We start from the raw sequence: 20200 nt of genomic DNA, 5'->3' as shown, positions 1-20200 counted from the left end.
AAAACGTTCTTACAAAAGTTCATTAAAAATTAAGCATTTTCAATTTTATTTCAATTTTAACAAACCCAGTCTACTACTGGGTTTATTGCTACATCAATTTTTCACTTATCCCTGAGCTCAGGGATAGGTATCCCTGAGCTCAGGGATACGAAAAATATACGGAGTTCAGGGATTGACAAGTACTTGTTTAATATATATATTTACATCATCATAGTGTCATTTAATTTTGCATCCCCTATAAGCAGCCCCCTAAAAATTAAATGAACAGAAAAAAACCCAAGATAAAATCTTGGGTTTTCTCGTTTATATAACTTTTTATTGACTAATATGTTTCTTAAGAAATAATTGAGAGATAAACCCAACTGAACGACATCGATTTTTCGTTTCTTTGCAAAAAAGAAGATTAATGAACTATTTATCAGTAGAAAATATATCTAAATCCTATGGAGAACGTGTTTTGTTTGAAGACATTTCTTTTGGAATTAATAAAGATCAAAAAGTTGCTTTCGTTGCAAAAAATGGAAGTGGAAAAACCTCTATTTTAAATATTATTGCTGGTTTAGATGTACCAGATACTGGGCAAATAGTTACTCGTAAAGATATTTCTATTGCTTATTTGGCGCAAAATGACGAGTTAAACAAAAACCTAACCATCGAAGAAACCATTTTCGCAACAGATAACAAGATTCTTTCTATTGTAAACCAATATGAAAAAGCCTTAAAAAACTTGGACGATACAGATGCATACCAAACTGCGTTTGAGCAAATGGAACAATTTAATGCGTGGGATTTTGAAACGCAATACCGTCAAATTTTATCGAAATTAAAATTAGAAGATTTATCGTTAAAAGTGGGTAAACTTTCTGGTGGACAAAGAAAACGACTCAGTTTAGCTATTGTTTTAATTAACAAACCCGATTTATTAATTTTAGATGAACCAACCAATCATTTAGATTTAGAAATGATAGAATGGTTAGAAGCCTTTTTCGCAAAAGAGAAAATTACCTTATTTATGGTTACACACGACCGTTATTTTTTAGAACGTGTTTGTAACGAAATTTTAGAGTTAGATGAAGGTAAAATCTATAAATACAAAGGAAATTACTCTTATTACCTTCAAAATAAAGAAGAGCGTTTGGCTTTAGAAGCTACCAATTTAAGTAAAGCAAAAAGCTTGTTTAAAAAGGAGTTAGATTGGATGCGAAAGCAACCCAAAGCAAGAACTACAAAATCGAAATCGAGAACAGACGATTTTTATCAAATTAAAGAAAAAGCACACCAACGTAGAAAAGACCATCAAATTCAGCTAGAAATAAATATGGAACGTTTGGGAAGTAAGATTTTAGAGCTTCATAAAGTTTACAAATCTTTTGGCGATAAAAAGATTTTAGATGGTTTCGATTACGTTTTTAAACGTGGAGAACGTGTTGGTATTATTGGTAAAAACGGAACAGGAAAATCGTCTTTTTTAAATATTATTACCCAAAAAGCACCTTTAGATAGTGGTAAAGTTATTTTGGGTGAAACTGTAAAATTCGGTTATTACACACAAGCTGGTATCGAAATTAAAGAAGGACAAAAAGTTATTGAAGTTGTAAAAGAGTTTGGAGAATTTATTCCGCTTTCTAAAGGACGAAAAATTTCTGCCTCGCAATTGTTAGAGCGTTTTCTGTTTGATAAAAAGAAACAATACGATTTTGTCGAAAAACTTTCTGGAGGAGAACAAAAACGCTTGTATTTATGTGCGGTTTTAATTCAGAATCCTAATTTTTTAATTTTAGATGAGCCAACCAACGACTTAGATGTGGTTACGCTAAATGTTTTAGAAAACTTCTTGTTAGATTTTCCAGGAAACTTATTAGTTGTTTCTCACGACCGTTATTTTATGGATAAAATTGTAGATGCACTTTTTGTTTTTAGAGGCGAAGGTGTTGTCGAGAATTTTCCTGGGAATTATTCCGATTTTAGAGTGTACGATAGTTCTAATAATACTGAAAGTGTAAAAGAAATTGCCGAAAAACCTGTTGAGAAAAAGGTAGAAAAGAAAGCAACGAAGTCAAGTTTAAGCTTTAATGAAAAAAGAGAGTTTGGTGCTTTGGAAGTAGAAATTGAAAGACTTCAAAAAAGAAAAACAACGATTGAAAATCAGTTTTTAAATGTAGAAATCGAACCCGATAATGTTGCAAAGAAATCTGAAGAATTACAAGAAATTATTGATGCTTTAGAACAAAAAGAAGAACGTTGGTTAGAGCTTTCTTTAAAAACAGAAGAATAAGTTGCAATACTTAAAACATTGCATTATTATTTTTAAAACCTTAAAAAAAATGACATATTATTATTTTTTTTAAAAAAAGCTAAACAAAACATAAATTTTATTTGCATATCCCATTATTTTTTTTATGTTTAAATTGTTTTTATTAACGACTTGATTTCCGTTTTTAAAAACTTGCTAGCAAAAAAAAGAATGTTTATAAAGAGTGCGCACATTCCTTTTTTAAAATTTACCGAACTTTTACCAAGATTTTTTCTTGGATGTTTAAATAGTATTCTTAGACCTTTATTGTATTAATTTATAAAACATAAAAATTTTAAAAAAGAAAAAAATAATTTTTTTAATTTTAATCGTTGTTGTGGGCAATTAAAAGGAAAGCGTAATTATATTCTAAGAGCAAACTCTACTTGGAAGAAAAAAATGAGTTAAAAAATTATGAATTGTACATAAAAAGAGTTTCTTGAAAAAGAAGGCAAAATTATAAGTCTTCATTCAATACTCTAAAAAAAAAAATTGAATGCGTATATTATTAAAAACAAATAAAATGAAATATTTAAAAACTAAATTATTAATTATTTTAATTTCGGTATTTGTTTTTTCTTGTTCAAATAATACTGAACCAGAATTAAATAATTTAGAGGAATTCACAATAAATAAATTAGAATTAGATTTATCAATAAATCTAAAAGAATCTTATGATGTATATTTTAAAACTTCAAATTTAAGTTCCTTCACGGAAAAATTTTCAGAAGATTTGTTAAATAAAGAAGCTTTTTACATAAAAAGTAGCAAGAAGTATACTATTGTAAGAATCTCAAGTCCTGAATATGAAAATAAAATTAATAATTCGTATAAGGGATTATATTCAAGAAGTGCTGCATCTAAAACATGTAAAACTTGTAGAAGTGAAGCCTGTGTAAAAAAAACAATATCAACAGCTGTTGGTGACGGAACAAAAACAGTATTATATATTAGAGTAAAACCAGTAAAAACATTTGGAATAAGAACAGGAGTCGAAGTATGTTATTCAGATACACCAATTAACGCTCAAATAGCACATATACCACTAGAAAAATTAAGCATTGAAGATATAAAGAACCAAGAAGATGATGGTAATATTATTAACATTGACAATTTATTGGAGTAATTAAAAGCCCATAAAACTGCATATAAAAAAATAGCAGTTAAGCGCAAATTACAAAGTTTGTACTTTTCTGCTATCTTTGTTTATAAACTGAGAATAATAGCATTTTTATTCTGCTACTTTTCATCTACCAACACATTATTGGAATTGGATATCCCTTGAATATGATGGTAACCCAACCAACTATCAAGATTGTTCTTGGGAAATAAAAATTCTTAACAACTTTGGAATATCTATGATTAGAAGTGGAATTACAGAATCTGTAAAATTGGTTACTGTAAGAGGCTCTGGTCCAATACGAATTCAAACAAGATTATGTAATTCTTGTGGATGTAGTGATTGGAAAGAACAAACATTTGGTGTTAAATGGACTTCTTCTGGAGGTGGAGGAATATTTGGATTCTAAGAGTTTTATAAAAACATAAAATAATAAGATTATGAAAAATATGTTTTTAATTTTATCAATTTTCTTTTTGATTACAGGATGTAGTAATGAAGAAGAAACAAAACAGCAAGAAAATTCTATTTATGGTACTTGGAAATTAACTTCATTTGTTAATCGGTTAACTAATAATGTCCTTGTAGATAGTGATTTTTCAAATTCAAATCGAATTACAATAATTTTCAATCGAGAGTTGAATTTTACTGGTAGCACAGTTATTAATGATTTTTCAGGTAGTTTTTCCATTGATAATAGAAGCAAACTACTTATCTTTTCGGAGTTTTCAACAACAGAAGCTAATGAAACAGAATGGGGTAATTTGTTTTATCAAAGTTTAAACTCAAATTATAATAAACAATTAGGAAATTGGCAAAACACTTATGAAATTATTCAAGAAAATACCCTAAAGATTTTTTATTCTGAACAAGAGTATATGACTTTAGAAAAACTGTAACTGCCCCTAACAAAGAACTGAGATAAAAAACAAGTAAAATAGTCTTAGAAATTAACTGATAATGACTTAATTAATAAAAGAGAAAATCTTGACCATTTAATTTTCTTTCCTGGCAAGATTTAGTTGCGATAAAAGCCCATAACAAAAAAAAATAATTGCTATTAAGCTAAACCAAAATCGCAACTACTCTTATACCAACATGTTGCTTTTGCTTTGATGAGTTTTACTACAACAAATAAAAACTTTCATAAATATAAAGAAAGAAAAAAGCAAGATGTTTGTGTAAGAAGCTGTTATTACAGGATAACTAGAACATCAACTTCGATTACAAAAACATTAATTGGATGCGAAGATTGGTATTGTGGCTCTCTTGATAAGGCCGTTATAATCGCAAAATAAAAATAATTGGAGTTGGTTTACAACCACTCCAATATTTAATTAAAATTATTAATCTTTAGTTTGTAGTTTTAAAAGTAGAATATCGGTTTTAAAAACAACTTTAAACTCTTACAATATCTTTTGGTTCGAGTAAATTTTCGTTGTTAAATCGCAATAAAACTTGTGCTACAGCAATGGTATCTTTTTCGCAATAAGTAACAATTCGTTCGATGTTTTTTTCTTTGTAGTAAACGCCTGCAACTTCACTGCCATCAATATCGTCTTTTGGCGAAGGAATTCCTAAAATAGACGTTAGTAATTTTAAAGAGGTATAGTGTTTATAATCACCAAATTTCCAAAGTTCTAGGGTGTCTAAATGTGGTACTTCCCAAGGTTTTTTTCCAAATAAATTTAATTTTTTGGGGAGTTCTATTTGATGGACAATCATTCTTCTGGCAATAAAAGGGAAATCGAATTCTTTTCCATTATGTGCACATAAAACATTAGAAGGTTTCGAAAAATGTTTGTTTAAAAGGTTGTTAAAATCTACTAAAATTTTACGCTCATCATCGCCAAAAAACGAGGTAACTCTAAATTGGTTTTTTTCTTCAACCCTTACAAAATAACCTACAGAAATACAGATTATTTTTCCGAATTCTGCCCAAATACCTGCTCTTTCGTAAAATTCTTCTGCCGTAAATTCTTCTTTACGTTGGTATTGTGTTTTTTTCTCGAAAAGTGTTTGTGTTTCTTTAGGAAGAAAATTCCAATGTTCTTCTTGTGGTACAGTTTCTATATCTAAAAATAAGATATTATTCAGTTTTATTTTTAAATTCATATTTCTCTCTTTTCTACTCTAAAGATACAGAAAAAAGAAAAGCTCCGAATCTTCGGAGCTTTTGTATTACTAAAAATAGTAGAAAATTATCTAATTACTAATTTTTTTGTTGCTGTTTTACTTTCTTCAGTAACTTTTAAAACATAAATTCCCGAGCTAATTGAAGAAACATCTAATGTAGCTTTTGTTCCTGTAAAGCTAGTTGAATAAACATTTTTACCTAAAACATTAAAAATAGCAACTTCTTTTTTACTTGAATTGCTAGAAGTAATGGTAAACTCGTTATTTGTAATTGGGTTTGGGTAGGTTGCAAAACCTAAAATACCATTTCTTTGAACCGAAGCAGTTGTATTTTTATACGTTCCTAATGGAAAAGCTTTAGTAGCAGTAGCATTGTTTGTTCCACCTTCTAAACCATCAACTCCACTATAAGTCCAATTTGCAACTGTAAAGGTAGTTCCTTCTGGACCTGTGTTTGCTTTTCTATAAGCCCAACCATCTAAATAATCCCAAGCTTCTCCAGAACCGTCTTTATTTACATCTCCAAAAACATCAACTATTTGTCCACTTTCGTATAATTCTATAGAATCATCACCATTAATAGAAACAGAACCTGTTGTATAGGTAGGCATCATTCCAAAAAATGTATTAAAGTTTGTATCTTCTGTAGCTACATAAATAAATGTTCCAGCAGTTACTGCATCAGCTGGAAAAGAATATCTTATAGTACCAGCAGAAGTTCCTCCTCCATTTGCTACAGCACTTAAACCATACAAGCTTAAATCTGCAATATCTTTTAAAACATATAATTCTACACCTTTTGGAGTTCCTCCACTTAAAGAACCATCGTAAACACCTGTTATTACCATACTATTTGTAACTGCTCCAAAAGCATTACCACTTACAGCAATTGTTTGGTCTGCAACTCCTGTAGAAGAAAGTGTAATATCTCCTGCATATTTACCAGCAGCCAATCCAGATTTTAAACGAACAAAAACAGTTGTTTTTGCTATAGTTCCAGAATTTGGTACAATATTTACAGCGGCACTAAATCCAGTTCCTGTTGTAAGAGATACTTCGTAGTTTGCAGGTGCTGTAACAACAAGATTGTTACTTAAGAATAATCCTTCTACTGTAAAGGTTTGTTCTTCTGATGGGTTTCCTGTACTAATTATAGTATTAAAATCATCTAAAAAAGCTCTAAACGAAAACTGAGGATCTGCAGGACTTATCTTACCTGACAAAGCAACTGTTTTATCTGTTGCTCCAGTTGAAGAAACTGTTACATCTCCAGTATAAGTGTTTGTGGTTAAACCAGCTTTTAAACGCGTATAAATTGTTGTTGAAGCTACACTTCCAGAACTTTGTGTTAAAGTTACAGAAGCTGCAAATCCACTATCTGAAGTTGTTGAAACTTCGAAATTTGTTGGTGCAGTAACTGTAATATCTGTTGTTAAATTAGACCCTTCAACTGTAAAATCTTTTTCTGCAGATGGTCCATTTCCTTCGAAATAATCTAAACCAGTAACTGCATTTCCAACTGTAATGGATGGATCTGTTGAAGCAACAAGTTTAAAACTACCAAATGGTACTAAAGTACTTAAAGCAGCAGCACTATTACATTTCCCTTTACCATCTAATAAATTTTTAGCTCCAAAAGTCCAGTTAGAAGAACTAAATGTACCTGCGTTTGCAGTAGAACCATCTTTTCTGTAATAATAGGTATCTTCATGCTCCCAATCTTTTCCAGTTCCATCTACACCATCTTCTCCAAATCTATCAATTAAATTATCGTCCTTATCAGAAATTTGAAAAGCATCATTTCCATTACTACTAATAGCACTATTTTGTAAAATATTTGTAGTAACATTAAATTCAGAAGTAAAACCTGCAGAATCGTTTGTAATATATGCAAAAGCATCTGTTATAGTTCCTAAGTTTGTAAGGTCTATATTTGTTGTGTATCCTTTTCCATTAGATTGTCTTTGTAGTTTCCAATCTGTAAAATCTATTGTACCACTAACATAAATTTCTACAGTTCTAGGTTTTGCTCCAGTACAAGGTGCATCTACATAACCTGTAATAAGTACTGTTTGCCCAAAAGATAAAAACCCAAAACAGAGTGTTAAAATAAAAGTAAATAAGTAATTTTTTTTCATAAGTAAAAGTTTAAATTATTTGAGGAGTAAATATACAATTTTATGCGAATTATTCTGTTATTAAATTATTAACAATCTAATTATCAGATATTAACTGTTTTACAATTTTAATAGGCTGTTGTTGGTTAAGACAATGTTATCTGTGGTGCTTTTTAGATTAAATGTATGTTAAGAATAGTTGTAGTTTAATAATTATAGCTATTTTTGAGATTCATTGATTTTTAATTTAAGGTATGAACAGTAGCGATATAAAAATTTTATTGGTAGACGACGAACCAGATATTATAGAAATAGTTGGTTATAACCTTAGAAATGAAGGCTATCAAGTTTTTACAGCAAATAATGGACAAGAAGCCATTAAAGCTGCCAAGAAAAACAATCCTCATTTAATTTTATTAGATATAATGATGCCAGAAATGGATGGTATTGAAGCTTGTGAAAAAATTAGAAAAATTAGTTCTTTAGAAAACGTACTTATTTCTTTTTTAACTGCAAGAGGCGAAGATTATTCGCAAGTTGCTGGTTTTGAGGCTGGTGCAGACGATTATATTACCAAACCCATTAAACCAAAAGTATTGGTAAGCAAAGTAAAATCTTTACTTAGAAGGCTTAAAACCGAAAACGAAAGTGTAGAAACGTTTACGATTGGCGATATTGTAATCGATAGAGACGAATATGTGGTTTACAAAGCTGGCACTAGAATTTCGTTACCTAGAAAAGAATTCGAACTTTTTTCTTTATTAACCTCTAAACCTGGAAAGGTTTTTAAACGTGAAGTAATTTTAGATACTGTTTGGGGAAATGAAGTAGTTGTTGGTGGAAGAACAATTGATGTTCATATTAGAAAACTTCGAGAAAAAATTGGCGACAACCATTTTAAAACGGTAAAAGGCGTTGGGTATAAATTTGTTTTAGAAGGAGCAGATACATAAACTTCTTCGAATGAAATTTAAAAGAACCTATTCTTATGCACTTTGGTCTGCAATATATTTAACACTGCTTTCGGTTATTGTTGTTACCATTTCTTATTTTGTTATTGTTAAACATTTAGGAATTGGAGCTGTAATAATTTCTATTATTGTGCTTTTTATTATTTCTTTTTTTATCATTCAATATCGAGCAGAACATTTTATTTACAGACGTTTAAAGAAAATTTACGAAGACGTTTCTATATTAGATGTAAAAGATTTACGTAGAGATTCTGTAACCACAGATATAGACAAACTTTCCAAAAGAATGCAAAAATTTGTGGAAGGTAAACGATTAGAAATTAAAAGTTTAACAGAAAGAGATTCTTTTAGAAGAGATTTTTTAGGAAACGTTGCTCACGAATTAAAAACACCACTTTTTACGGTACAAGGTTATATATTAACACTGTTAGAAGGCGCAGGAAATGACAAAGAAATTCGAAAAAAATATTTAGAAAGAGCCAACAAAGGTGTAGAAAGATTGGTTGCTGTAACCAAAGATTTAGACATGATTGCCAAATTAGAAACAGATGGTTTAAAATTAAATATCGAGGTTTTTAATATTCTAGAATTGATACAAAATGTATTCGATTTGTTCGAAATGAAAGCCAAAAAGAGAAATATTACCTTAAAATTCGATCGTATTTACGAATTTCCTGTTTTTGTAAAAGGAGATATAGAAAAAATTGAGCAAGTATTAATTAACTTGGTTGTAAACTCCATAAAATATGGCAAACCAAATGGAACTACTGTTATTGCCATCGACAGCTACAACCAAAATAAATTTATTGTTCGAGTTGCAGATAATGGCGAGGGAATTAAACAACAACACCTGTCTCGTTTATTCGAACGTTTCTATAGAGTAGACCAAAGTAGATCTCGCGAACAAGGTGGTTCTGGCTTAGGCTTGTCTATCGTAAAACATATTTTAGAAGCACACAACCAAACCATCTTTTTAAAGAGTACTTATGGAGATGGTTCAGAGTTTTCTTTTACGATGGAAAAGGCGAAATAAGGCTTTATTTAGTTTTGTTTCTTTCGATTGTAAACCACTATAGTTTTCTAATGCAGTTAATTTTTTTGAGGTAAATAAATGTTCCTCACAAAAAGGCGCTATTTTTTTAGCATTTAAATATTTTGCCAAATATTCTTGTTCTGGTTGATTTTTAGTCGGAATAAAAAATGCTTTTTTCTCTAAAACTGCCAAATCCATAATCGAAGAATAGCCAGATCTACAAATTATAATTTTACTTGAATTTAATAGTTGTTCAAGTTCTTCTGACAGTGCATAATTATAAAAAGTACAATTGTTCTCTGTCCATTTATGTTGAGTTTTCTCTACTTTTCCCAACACAAAAACAACATTTCTTTCGTCATTTTTAAATGCTGCAATTAATTTTTCTTCTAAATATGTTCTATTGGGTTCTGGACCAGAAAGTAAAACCAAAACATCTATATTTTTAGAAATTTCTTGCTTCTTGAACCTACTTAAAACACCAATAAATTTTTGATTTAATTTTCTTTTAGAAATGGATAATTTCCCTGAAAATTCTGAAGTTAGGTTATCTGGAATCCAACATTCATCAAACTTATTTATTATTTTTTGATGAATTCTACTGGTAAATAAAGTGGTAACATTCGATAAAATATTAATTTGATGTGTAATATATACAGATGTTACTTTGCTACTTCGAACGCCAAAACGATTGTCGGAAATAACACCAACCACCTCAGGATTTTTATCAATATAAATTTGAATTATTTTCTTTTCTTGTTGGATTGCTCTGAAAATTCTTGGAAGTTGAAGAAATAAATTCTTTTTTAAGTTTTTACCGTATTTAATTTTATAGCAAGATAATTCTAATGTTTCCAAGGAAGGAAATTCTTGCTGTAGAAATTCTAAAGCTTTTCCGTCTGATGCAATTATTGGCGTAAAATTATTTTCTAATAATGCATTAATAATTGGCACACATCGTGAAGCATGCCCCAAACCCCAATTTAGCGGCGCAACAATTATTTTTTTTTGATGTATCATTCTTAGAAATAGAAATCTTTATTTATAAAATTGTTGCCTTGATTTATCTTGGGCAATAATCGAAAATCAGAAAGACATAATTAAAAACTAAATTTAGGTTTCGACTGCGCTCAACCAGACATAAATTTATTTTTTTGAATGAAGTAAAAGGTTTTACTTACACCAAATCGAAACCAATATCTTTTCTAAAATTCATTTTATCGAAACGAATTTCTTCGATACTTCTGTACGATTTTTCCAACGCTTCTTCAATCGTGTTTCCAAAAGAAGTAATTGCCATAACTCTACCTCCACTTGTAACTATTTTGTTGTCTTTTAAAGTAGTTCCTGCATGAAAAATGGTTGATTCTTTTACGTTTTCTAAACCTGTAATTTCTTTATTTTTCTGGTAACTTTCTGGATATCCACCAGAAACCAACATTACAGTAGTGGCTGTTTTGGAAGTTACATGAAACATCTTTTTTTCTAAATTTTGTTTGGCAACACCCTCAAACAAATCAAATAAATCACTTTCTATTCTTGGTAAAACAACTTCCGTTTCTGGGTCTCCCATTCGAACATTGTATTCTACTACAGATGGATTTCCATTATCGTTCATTAAACCAATAAAGATAAAACCTCTGTAATCGATTCCGTCTTTTTGCAAACCATTTATCGTTGGTTTTACGACTAATTCTTCTACTTTATCTAAAAACGCATCGTCTGCAAAAGGTACTGGAGAAATGGCTCCCATTCCACCTGTATTTAAACCTGTATCTCCTTCTCCTATTCTTTTATAATCTTTTGCTGAAGGTAAAATTTTATAGTTTTTTCCGTCTGTTAATACAAAAACCGATAATTCGATTCCTTTTAAAAACTCTTCAATAACAACGGTTGCTGATGCTTCGCCAAATTTTTGGTTGGCAACCATTTCTTTTAATTCTGCTTTTGCTTCTTCTAAAGAAAACAAAATTAAAACCCCTTTACCAGCAGCTAAACCATCTGCTTTTAAAACATAAGGTGCTTCTAAAGTTTCTAAAAAAGCGTAGCCGTCTTCTACATTATCTTTGGTAAAAGATTTATATCTTGCTGTTGGAATTCCATGTTTTTGCATGAATTGCTTGGAAAAATCTTTACTTCCTTCTAACAATGCTCCGTCTTTTTTAGGACCAATTACAGGAATATTTTTTAACTTGCTATCGGCAAGAAAAAAATCGTGAACGCCATTAACCAAAGGTGCTTCTGGCCCAACAACTACCATTTTTATATCGTTTTCTAAAACGGTTTGTTTTATGGCTTCGAAATCTGTGGGACTAATTGCGACATTTGTGGCAACTTTATCTGTACCTGCATTTCCAGGCGCTACAAAAAGCTGATTTACTTTATTACTTTCCGATAATTTTAATGCAAATGCATGTTCTCTTCCTCCTGAGCCTAATATAAGAATGTTCATTTTTTGTTGTGTTGTTTGGGGGTTGTTGTTATTGCAAATATACAATTAACACAAAAAAGAGAAGCTTTAACACTTCTCTTTTTATTCTTTTTCATAGCAATATAAAATTTGTTAGTTTTTGATGATTTTTTTGGTAATCATTTCTCCGTTGGTAAATTTCAATTTTATAAAATATACACCTTTTAGTAAATTTCTAATATCAATTTCAAAATTATTAGAGTTCAAATCACGAGTAGCAACAATCCTGTTAATTGTATTTAATACTGAGTAATTAATAATTGTCTCTTTACTCGAAATTTTCACGATTCCGTTTGTTGGATTTGGATATAATTTTACAAACTCCTCGTCACTCAAAATATTATTTTTATTATCAGGTTTTTCTTTGTCAGAACTCAATACTATTTCTTTTGTTTTTTTAGAATTTGTACTAGTTTTGTTTGCAGTAGTTGAACAACCTTCAATATAGGCTCTAAATGTAGAACCTGATTTTGCTTGAAAGCCAGGTTTTAAATGAACACTTTTACCAGCGCGAGTAATAAGTCTAGAAAAGTTTTCAGTAACATAGTTAGAGATATTAATATTTGAAAAAGCAAATAATGAAGAGGTTTGATCGCTTTTTAAATTTTTGTTATTTAAAATTAGGTTATCTGAATCATTATTTTTTATAACATTACTAATATGACCTTCAAGAAAATTTCTAGCTTTTGCATAATTATTATCACCAGCAGGATTATTATCGGGAAATATTAAACTATAATCTGAGTGAAATGAAACTCTTGTTTGAAAATTATTTTGGTAAGACATTACAGTTCTATAATTTGCTCCTCTAAATCCATATGCTTTTTTATTATCAAGCGCCCAATTAAATCCATTTATTTTTCTCTTCCACCAAGAGAACTCTTCTCTATTATGATCCAAATCAAATAAATGCCCTATTTCATGTGCAACACCATAATTTGATGCAGCTCCATTATGAATATAAATAGCTGAATTACTATTTCTGTTTGCTCTACCAGCTACTTTATTATCGGTTTTAGATATAATTAACATAGTAACATCTGCTTTATACTCTGACTTATAACTAAAAATATCGTCATACTTAGACCAATATGGAAATTTATGAATAAATGAATTATAATTTTTATTAAAACTCACATATTCAGAATCTGTTTGATAGCTGAATACTAATCTAGCTCTAACATTTAAATTACTAGCTATATAAACTTGGTTTACAGAATTTATAATAGATTCTAAATAATTATTAATTTGATTTTGATTATTGGAATAAATATTTGCCACTTCTGGTGTGTAAGCTAATATAACTCTATATGTAAATATATTGTTACATGAAGTTAATGATGCGTTTTTAGAATGAACATTTGACTTTTTAAATTCCGAATATAAATGAGAGTCACAATCAGAATTACTCAACTCTTTTTTGAAAAGAACATAATTATTACCACCAATAAAACTTATTCCATAAAAATTACCATTATCAAGCTTTAAAAAACCTGTTAACTCACCATTATACTCCTCTAATTTAACGAAATTACCTGCATTACTACCTTCCCAATAAATTGTATTATTTTCTATAAAACTAATATTTTTTTGAAATAACAATGTATTTCCTGAAGGCAATTCAATATTCAGATTACTATTATTTACATTAAGAATTAAATTTTTAGAATAAACTTTCCATTCCCCGATATTGGAATCGTTCAAATTTATATCTTTAAGAAGTTGATTTGAATTAAAATCAAAATTTGTATCAATTTCTAAATAATTTTGTGAAAACGAATAGAAACTAATCAAGAAAGTGAAAGAGAATAATATTTTTTTCATCATAAAATTTTTAAATTTTGTAAAGTGTAATTTGTAGAATTAGCCTAAAAATTGGCAATAGCAACCCTTTTTAAGTAGAATATTTTACTTAAAATAATTTTGTTAAAGAAGAGAAGCTGCTTGTTTGACTAACTCACAGCCTCTTCTTTTCATAAAGTTCTAATGATAGTGTATTTTTTTAAAAAAACTATTTTTTCTTCTCTACTAATTTACTTTCTAACGCTTTAATACGTTTTTCTTGCTCTATAGTGTATAAAGTAAGTTCTTCTACTTTTTGTAATAATAAAGATGCCATTTGTTTTAAATGTAATCCATTTTCTTTTATTTCTTTAGCAGAAGGCACTTCTGGTAAGTGATGGTTTTTCTTTGTAAATTTTTCTACCTCTGCTAAAGTTGGCATTTGGTAAGAATCATTTAATTTAGAAGAACCTGTATAATATTTTTGAAAAACATAATCTGGTGCTACATTTAAATCTACTCTTACTTCCTCTGCATGTATTTTTCCTTTTACAGTTAGTTTTTCGTCTGGGTTTTGGGTGCCAATGCCAATATTTCCATAAGGACTAATAAACATTCTTCTAATTGGTTTTGCTCCTTTAGAATTTGTAATTGATACATCAAAAGCTATTCCTACCAAACTAGGAGAAGTAGAACTGTATGCTTGTCCAATATAAGCATTAGAAAATAGTGTTGCAGAACCTAACCATCTATTAAAAACTGTACCAGCAGCATTATAATTAAACGTTGTATTTGTATTCCATGCTCCAAATTTAGCACTAATAGGGATTGTTGTTCCAAAATTATATGGGGTCTGTGAAACACCAAAATATAGGTCGTCTGTTCTAATTTCTTGGCTTTGGGTCAAAATCTGTTGTCCGAAAAATGAAATCGACACTAATAATAGTAAACTTGTTATAATTCTTTCCATAATATAAATTTTAAAGGCTATTAATTTTTAATGATTTTTTTTATTTGTTGGGTTCCGTTTGCCAATTGTATTTTTAGGAGGTATATTCCTTTTTTAATTTCCGAAACTGGTACTGTAACTTTATTTGTATATTTTAAATTTTCTTTTTTGATGTTTTTACCCAGAAAATCGTACAATTGGTAACTTATTATCTTGGTAGCATCTGCACGAATGTTTAGAAAGTCTTTAATTTTATTTGGATACACATTTATGTTTTTAACTAATTTCACCTTCTTTTTAAAAGATGCTTTACCGCCAACATTTCCGTTACTGCCAATCTTGGTAGTATGTGTTTGTATATTACTTCCTTTAGATTTTGCACCATTCGCCAATATTCTTACAAACGTATTGCCAGGTTTTATAATAATAGTTCCAGTTGTTGTAATTACACCTCTAATTATGGTTCCATTAGAATCTTTTGGCAACGATGTAACCAATATATCTTTCGTACAATTCATATGAATATGTGTGAATTTCCCATGTACTGTCTTATTGCAAGAAACATTTTGTGAAAACATTTTTACATTAAATAAAATAGATAATGTGAATAGGATTAATTCTTTATAATTTTTCATACTCTGCAAATTTGCGTTTATTTTTAATTCTAATATATACCACAAATATGGTATATTTATCTTTTTTTAATCATTTTAACCGTCCAACTACTTGAAACTTGTAAAACAACCTTTTGTTTTTTCTGTATGTTGTTTTTTCTGTATTTCTTTAATCGCCCAAACTAAAAAGGAGCTTATAAAGCTACATCAAGAATTTAACGAAACAGTTTTTACCGATTTTAATAAAGCTCTTAAAAATGCTACAATAGCTGTTTCTTTAAGTAAAAAAATTAAAGACAAAAGTCTTTTGTTAACTTCTTATAGTAATTTAAGTGAAATATTCTATTTAAAAAAAGAAACGGATAGTGCTTATATGTATAATGCTAGCGCAATTACTCTTGCCTTAGATATAAGTGATAAAGAGCAACTTGCTAAAAGATACAATTTATTAGGGTCTATTGAAAAAAGAAGAAATAACTATAGCGAATCTTTAAAAAACTATGAAAGAGCATTAAAACTTGCTCATCAAAATTCAAAAAGTGTTGTTTTTAATATAAAGAATAATCTTGCCAGATTGTATTGGGCAACTGGCGATAAAATAAATGCTAAAAAAAGTTTACAGGAAGCACTAAAACAAGATTATAGCATTTATAAAAACGAAATTGCAGATGCATATAATATATTAGGCGTTATTTGTTTAGAGAAAAATAAAGATAGCTCTTTAGTCTACTACAATAAAGCATATTATTTAGCAAATAGTAGCCGTAATAATTATCTTAAAAGTACTATAACATCTAATCTAGGATATCTTTATTTGTATTTAAATGACTATCCAAAATCGCTTAAATATCTAAAAGAATCTGAAATTTTAAGTGAAGAAATTCATGATAAATCCTCATTGCATTATATTAATATCTCTTTAGGAATTTATTACGAGCGCAAAGGAGATTTGAAAAATGCGATTAAAAAATATAAAAAAGCGATTGAAGAATATGGTTCTTATGTAGATGATTATCAAAAATCGAAAGCTTATTGGACAGTTTCTGGAGTTTTTTATCATTCAAAAAAATACAAAGATGCTTATTTATATTTGGATGCTTTTTTAGAACTGAACGAAAAAATATTAAATCTTGAAAAGAAAAAGGAATTTGAAAGAATTAGAATACAATATGAAGTAGAAAAAAAAGAAAACAAGATTGCTTTGTTAGAAAAAGAAAATGAGGTAGCTAAAGTTAGAAAAAAGAATATTCTTATTAGTTTTATCTCTACTCTAATCTTAATAACCGTTTTCATCTTATTTTACAGAAATAAAATGAAAAAACAGAAACAACTGGAAAAAATACACCAATTTTTAGCGGGTCAAGAAAAAGAGAAAAATAGAATTGCTTTAGAATTACATGATGGAATTGGTGGAGAGTTAGCTGGTATTAAACATATTTTAACGGCAGTAAATTCTAATATTGAAAATACAGACATTAAAAAAGTTACAGAAAATATAACTTTAATAACAAATGAAGTTCGCTTGTTATCTCACACATTAAGTGCTAACTATATTTTAAAGACTCCTTTTACCCATTTAATTTTAGAATTAAAAAATACGTTTGAAATCTCTAAAAACATTGAAATTAATATTCATATTTACCCTAAAAATAGTATTAATGAATTGACCGCTAATAAAAAACATCATTTATATAGAATTCTTCAAGAATTAATACATAATAGTTGTAAGCATTCCAAATGTAAAAGAATAGACCTTTCATTTACAAACCATATAAAATATTTATCTTTAATTATAGAGGATGATGGAATTGGATTTAATGTTGAAAATAAAGTTGATGGAATTGGACTTCTTAATATTAAAGAAAGGGTTTATAAAATGAATGGTTTTATAAAAATAGAATCTATAATTGATAAAGGGACATTAATTTTGGTAAAAATACCCCATGCATAAAATAAAGATTGTATTAGTTGATGACCATAAGCTATTTTTAGATGGCTTATCTGCATTGTTGGAAAAAGAAAAAGATATAGAAATAGTAGATATATTTTTAGATGCAAGAACAGCATTAGAAGCAATTCAAATAAATGATATAGAATTGTTAATTACCGATATTTCTATGCCTAACATGAATGGTATGGAATTTATAGAGAAAATTAAAAAGAAACATCCCAATTTAAAAATATTGGTGGTTAGTATGTTTCAGCAATTAATTTCTAATAATATGGTTGACGGATTTCTATTAAAAGACTCAAGTAAAGAAGATTTTATAAAAGCAATTAAAGAAATTGTCTTGAATGGAAATGCTTACTTTAAAAACAATTCAGACATTACAATTGAAACAATTAATAAAAGCTCATTAACAAAAAGGGAAAAAGAAATTGTAGCCTTAATCGCAAAAGAAAAAACAGTAGATGAAATTGCTAATGAATTATTTTTAAGTAGAATGACTATTGAAACCCATAAAAAGAACATATTCTTAAAACTACAAGTTAAAACAAATGCGGGCTTAGTTAGAAAAGCTTTAATGTTAGGATTTGCAAATTAAATACCCCATTTGGAAAAGTATTTTATTGCAGAGGAAATGTGTCTTAAAAATAGATTGATATTTTTCGAAGAACCTTGTTTTAGTACATGTACAATTTCTTCGTTAGGATAATATAGTTTCTTTTTTCCTAAGGCATCTATTTTTTTACAAATATCTACGTCTTCCATATACAAAAAATAACGTTCGTCGAAACCATTTAGTTTTATAAAATCCTCTGTATTATATAAATGAAAACATCCAGTTATATATTCAGCAAAAAAAGGTTTATTTAAATTTTTATCTCTATAAGTTCCTTTGAAAATTACTTGTTTAAAAAAAGACTTTAAGAAAAAAAATCGTCTTGCTAACAATTCGGAAATTAATGGATACCTTCTGCATGAATATTGGTGCTTACCATTTGGAAACAACACTTTTGGGGCAATCATCGCTAAACTATCATTAGCTTCTAACTCTTTAATTAAATTTAAAATTACGTTTGTTTCAAAAAAAACATCAGGATTTAAAATAAGGTGATAATTAGAAACTTCTTTTATACTATTTATTACAACATTATGTCCAGCACCAAAACCAATATTTTTTCCAGTCGCTATATAAGTGATATCTTCGTGTTTAAAAATATTCTGAAATTTCTTTTTGGGCGTATTATCTATCAGGAAAAGTTTCTTTTTTAAAGGAATATTCAAAAAGCAATTAACTGTTTTTGTTAACTCTTCTAAATTTTCGTTATAAAGAACAATAGATGCTGTTATGTCTAGTTTTTCTTTCATTTAATAGGCTTGTTCATCTCCTCTAAATATATTTAGAGTTGTCTGAGTAATAATTTTTAAGTCTAAAATGAAAGACCAGTTTTCGATATAAAATACATCTAAACGAACTCTGTTTTCGATATCCGATTTTTTTTGTATTTCGCCTCTATAGCCACTTATTTGGGCCAATCCTGTAATACCAGGTTTTACAGATTTTCTTTTCATATAATTTCGAACTTCCTTATCGAATTTTAAAGAGTGTATATTCATATGAGGTCTTGGACCAACAATACTCATTTGACCTAAAAGAACGTTAATAAATTGAGGGAATTCATCGATACTAGTTTTTCTTAAAAAAGAACCAACCTTTGTAATTCTATTATCATTTTTCTTTGTGTGTCCATTGTCAAGTGAATTTGATTTGTACATAGATCTAAACTTATAACAAAGAAATTCTTCTCCATTAATACCTTCTCTTGTTTGTTTAAAAATGCTAGAGCCTTTAGACTCTATTCTTATTAAAAGAATAATTATTGGAAATAGCCATGAAAAAATAAATAAACAAACTAATATAGAGAAGATAATATCAAAAAATCTTTTTAAAATTCTGTTCTCAGAAATTTCTAATGGTAATTTTTTTACATTTAAAATTAATAAAGAATTTCCATAAAACTCTGCACTTAAATCTTTATTATATATCTCTTTTGAATTTGGAATTAATTTTAAAATCTTGTTATTTTTATTAGCAAATTTTTTTATTTTCTTTATATCTATTTCATTTACTTCGTTTAAAGAGCAAAAAATTTCATCTACTTCATTATTTAAAATATATAGGTAACTATCTTTTATAGTTCCTAAATACTCTTTATTTGATTTTAATTTATTAGAAAAAAAGCCTAAATACCTATATCCTAAATCTTTATCTTTAACTAAAACTTCTTTAATTTTCTTTGTTGAAGAATCATTACCTAATATTACAATATTTCTAAAATTATTTCCTTTAGACCTATATAACCTTATTGTATAAAAAGTTAATATCTTAAAGAACCAAATAGTTATTAAAATAGAAAATAGTATTTTAGTTTGGTTATAAATTATTTCTCCTTCTCTAAAAAAACCAAAATAAGTAAAATAACCTAAAGTAAATATAATCGTTTGATATATTAGTAATACTAACAATTGAAAGAGTCTAGTATTTCTATTTATATTATAAAACCTTGTAGCTTTTGCAGAAAAGAACCAAAAAAAACAGGTATAAATTAAAAAAGATTTATTTAAATATTCCTTATCGCCAATTAAGTATACAATTAAAGTAATGATTACTAAATCAATAATTGATAATAAAGGGTTTACAAATTTTGAATATCTTTTTTTAATTTGATGCACTATTTATTAAATATAATGTTAATTTTAATGGAACAAA

Annotated in this window: 17 protein-coding genes; 8 read left to right on the top strand and 9 right to left on the bottom strand. The window is 28.2% G+C overall.

Features of this window, described 5'->3' with window-relative positions; translation table 11 throughout:
• The first annotated feature begins 406 nt into the window (after nt 1-406).
• The 4 genes from J3359_RS11855 (at nt 407) to J3359_RS11840 (ending at nt 4312) form a co-directional block, all read left to right on the top strand.
• A complete protein-coding gene (locus tag J3359_RS11855; RefSeq protein ID WP_208077074.1) occupies nt 407-2275 on the top strand; it encodes an ABC-F family ATP-binding cassette domain-containing protein in 1869 nt (622 codons plus the stop codon).
• A 541-nt stretch (nt 2276-2816) separates the two neighbouring features.
• Nucleotides 2817-3419 (top strand): hypothetical protein, encoded by a 603-nt coding sequence (locus J3359_RS11850; RefSeq protein WP_208077073.1) that lies wholly within the window; start codon nt 2817-2819, stop codon nt 3417-3419.
• Between the two features lie 232 nt (nt 3420-3651).
• Nucleotides 3652-3822 carry a hypothetical protein gene (locus J3359_RS11845; RefSeq protein ID WP_208077072.1) on the top strand — a complete coding sequence of 57 codons (171 nt, stop codon included), beginning with the start codon at nt 3652-3654 and terminating at the stop codon, nt 3820-3822.
• Between the two features lie 31 nt (nt 3823-3853).
• Nucleotides 3854-4312 carry an META domain-containing protein gene (locus J3359_RS11840; protein ID WP_208077071.1) on the top strand — a complete coding sequence of 153 codons (459 nt, stop codon included), beginning with the start codon at nt 3854-3856 and terminating at the stop codon, nt 4310-4312.
• A 499-nt stretch (nt 4313-4811) separates the two neighbouring features.
• On the opposite strand, the gene J3359_RS11835 is transcribed toward J3359_RS11840, so the two are convergent.
• Complete coding sequence (locus tag J3359_RS11835; RefSeq protein ID WP_208077070.1) at nt 4812-5528, bottom strand: 3'-5' exonuclease; 717 nt, start codon at nt 5526-5528, stop codon at nt 4812-4814.
• An 86-nt stretch (nt 5529-5614) separates the two neighbouring features.
• The gene (locus tag J3359_RS11830; protein ID WP_208077069.1) at nt 5615-7687 is read right to left on the bottom strand and encodes a T9SS type A sorting domain-containing protein; all 2073 of its coding nucleotides are present in this window, start codon (nt 7685-7687) and stop codon (nt 5615-5617) included.
• Between the two features lie 233 nt (nt 7688-7920).
• On the opposite strand from J3359_RS11830, the gene J3359_RS11825 reads away from it, so the two are divergent.
• Both J3359_RS11825 and J3359_RS11820 read left to right on the top strand, forming a co-directional pair.
• Entirely contained in the window at nt 7921-8619 is a 699-nt protein-coding gene (locus tag J3359_RS11825; RefSeq protein WP_208077068.1) for a response regulator transcription factor, read from the top strand.
• A gap of 10 nt (nt 8620-8629) precedes the next feature.
• Entirely contained in the window at nt 8630-9670 is a 1041-nt protein-coding gene (locus J3359_RS11820; RefSeq protein ID WP_208077067.1) for a sensor histidine kinase, read from the top strand.
• Here the strand turns inward: J3359_RS11820 and J3359_RS11815 are convergent.
• From J3359_RS11815 to J3359_RS11795, 5 genes are all read right to left on the bottom strand, one after another.
• Nucleotides 9635-10690, bottom strand: a complete 1056-nt coding sequence (locus J3359_RS11815; protein WP_208077066.1) for a glycosyltransferase — start codon at nt 10688-10690, stop codon at nt 9635-9637. The two genes, J3359_RS11820 and J3359_RS11815, sit on opposite strands and share 36 nt — an antisense overlap.
• Nucleotides 10691-10847: 157 nt before the next feature.
• Nucleotides 10848-12122: a phosphoribosylamine--glycine ligase gene (gene purD, locus J3359_RS11810; protein ID WP_208077065.1), complete on the bottom strand. Its 1275-nt coding sequence runs from the start codon at nt 12120-12122 to the stop codon at nt 10848-10850.
• Between the two features lie 111 nt (nt 12123-12233).
• Nucleotides 12234-13964: a zinc-dependent metalloprotease gene (locus J3359_RS11805; RefSeq protein WP_208077064.1), complete on the bottom strand. Its 1731-nt coding sequence runs from the start codon at nt 13962-13964 to the stop codon at nt 12234-12236.
• Between the two features lie 187 nt (nt 13965-14151).
• On the bottom strand, nt 14152-14892 hold the full coding sequence (locus J3359_RS11800; RefSeq protein ID WP_208077063.1) for a hypothetical protein: 741 nt from the start codon (nt 14890-14892) through the stop codon (nt 14152-14154).
• Between the two features lie 20 nt (nt 14893-14912).
• On the bottom strand, nt 14913-15506 hold the full coding sequence (locus J3359_RS11795; RefSeq protein ID WP_208077062.1) for a T9SS type A sorting domain-containing protein: 594 nt from the start codon (nt 15504-15506) through the stop codon (nt 14913-14915).
• Nucleotides 15507-15597: 91 nt separating this feature from the next.
• On the opposite strand from J3359_RS11795, the gene J3359_RS11790 reads away from it, so the two are divergent.
• Nucleotides 15598-17436 carry a tetratricopeptide repeat-containing sensor histidine kinase gene (locus tag J3359_RS11790; RefSeq protein ID WP_208077061.1) on the top strand — a complete coding sequence of 613 codons (1839 nt, stop codon included), beginning with the start codon at nt 15598-15600 and terminating at the stop codon, nt 17434-17436.
• Entirely contained in the window at nt 17429-18031 is a 603-nt protein-coding gene (locus J3359_RS11785) for a response regulator transcription factor (RefSeq protein WP_208077060.1), read from the top strand. The genes J3359_RS11790 and J3359_RS11785 overlap by 8 nt, the downstream gene beginning before the upstream one ends.
• Here J3359_RS11785 and J3359_RS11780 read toward each other — a convergent pair.
• Complete coding sequence (locus J3359_RS11780) at nt 18028-18798, bottom strand: glycosyltransferase (RefSeq protein WP_208077059.1); 771 nt, start codon at nt 18796-18798, stop codon at nt 18028-18030. The two genes, J3359_RS11785 and J3359_RS11780, sit on opposite strands and share 4 nt — an antisense overlap.
• Nucleotides 18799-20163 (bottom strand): exopolysaccharide biosynthesis polyprenyl glycosylphosphotransferase, encoded by a 1365-nt coding sequence (locus tag J3359_RS11775; protein ID WP_243765906.1) that lies wholly within the window; start codon nt 20161-20163, stop codon nt 18799-18801.
• Nucleotides 20164-20200: the final 37 nt, after the last annotated feature.

It is taken from the genome of Polaribacter cellanae (assembly GCF_017569185.1).
Lineage (GTDB): Bacteria > Bacteroidota > Bacteroidia > Flavobacteriales > Flavobacteriaceae > Polaribacter > Polaribacter cellanae.
This window is presented reverse-complemented; position numbering and strand designations above follow the sequence as displayed.

Bases quoted from the DNA above. Each gene is read 5' to 3' on its own strand.
- J3359_RS11855 (WP_208077074.1), top strand. From the start codon at position 407: ATGAACTATTTATCAGTAGAAAATATATCTAAATCCTATGGAGAACGT.
- J3359_RS11850 (WP_208077073.1), top strand. From the start codon at position 2,817: ATGAAATATTTAAAAACTAAATTATTAATTATTTTAATTTCGGTATTT.
- J3359_RS11845 (WP_208077072.1), top strand. From the start codon at position 3,652: ATGATTAGAAGTGGAATTACAGAATCTGTAAAATTGGTTACTGTAAGA.
- J3359_RS11840 (WP_208077071.1), top strand. From the start codon at position 3,854: ATGAAAAATATGTTTTTAATTTTATCAATTTTCTTTTTGATTACAGGA.
- J3359_RS11835 (WP_208077070.1), bottom strand. From the start codon at position 5,528: ATGAATTTAAAAATAAAACTGAATAATATCTTATTTTTAGATATAGAA.
- J3359_RS11830 (WP_208077069.1), bottom strand. From the start codon at position 7,687: ATGAAAAAAAATTACTTATTTACTTTTATTTTAACACTCTGTTTTGGG.
- J3359_RS11825 (WP_208077068.1), top strand. From the start codon at position 7,921: ATGAACAGTAGCGATATAAAAATTTTATTGGTAGACGACGAACCAGAT.
- J3359_RS11820 (WP_208077067.1), top strand. From the start codon at position 8,630: ATGAAATTTAAAAGAACCTATTCTTATGCACTTTGGTCTGCAATATAT.
- J3359_RS11815 (WP_208077066.1), bottom strand. From the start codon at position 10,690: ATGATACATCAAAAAAAAATAATTGTTGCGCCGCTAAATTGGGGTTTG.
- purD (WP_208077065.1), bottom strand. From the start codon at position 12,122: ATGAACATTCTTATATTAGGCTCAGGAGGAAGAGAACATGCATTTGCA.
- J3359_RS11805 (WP_208077064.1), bottom strand. From the start codon at position 13,964: ATGAAAAAAATATTATTCTCTTTCACTTTCTTGATTAGTTTCTATTCG.
- J3359_RS11800 (WP_208077063.1), bottom strand. From the start codon at position 14,892: ATGGAAAGAATTATAACAAGTTTACTATTATTAGTGTCGATTTCATTT.
- J3359_RS11795 (WP_208077062.1), bottom strand. From the start codon at position 15,506: ATGAAAAATTATAAAGAATTAATCCTATTCACATTATCTATTTTATTT.
- J3359_RS11785 (WP_208077060.1), top strand. From the start codon at position 17,429: ATGCATAAAATAAAGATTGTATTAGTTGATGACCATAAGCTATTTTTA.
- J3359_RS11780 (WP_208077059.1), bottom strand. From the start codon at position 18,798: ATGAAAGAAAAACTAGACATAACAGCATCTATTGTTCTTTATAACGAA.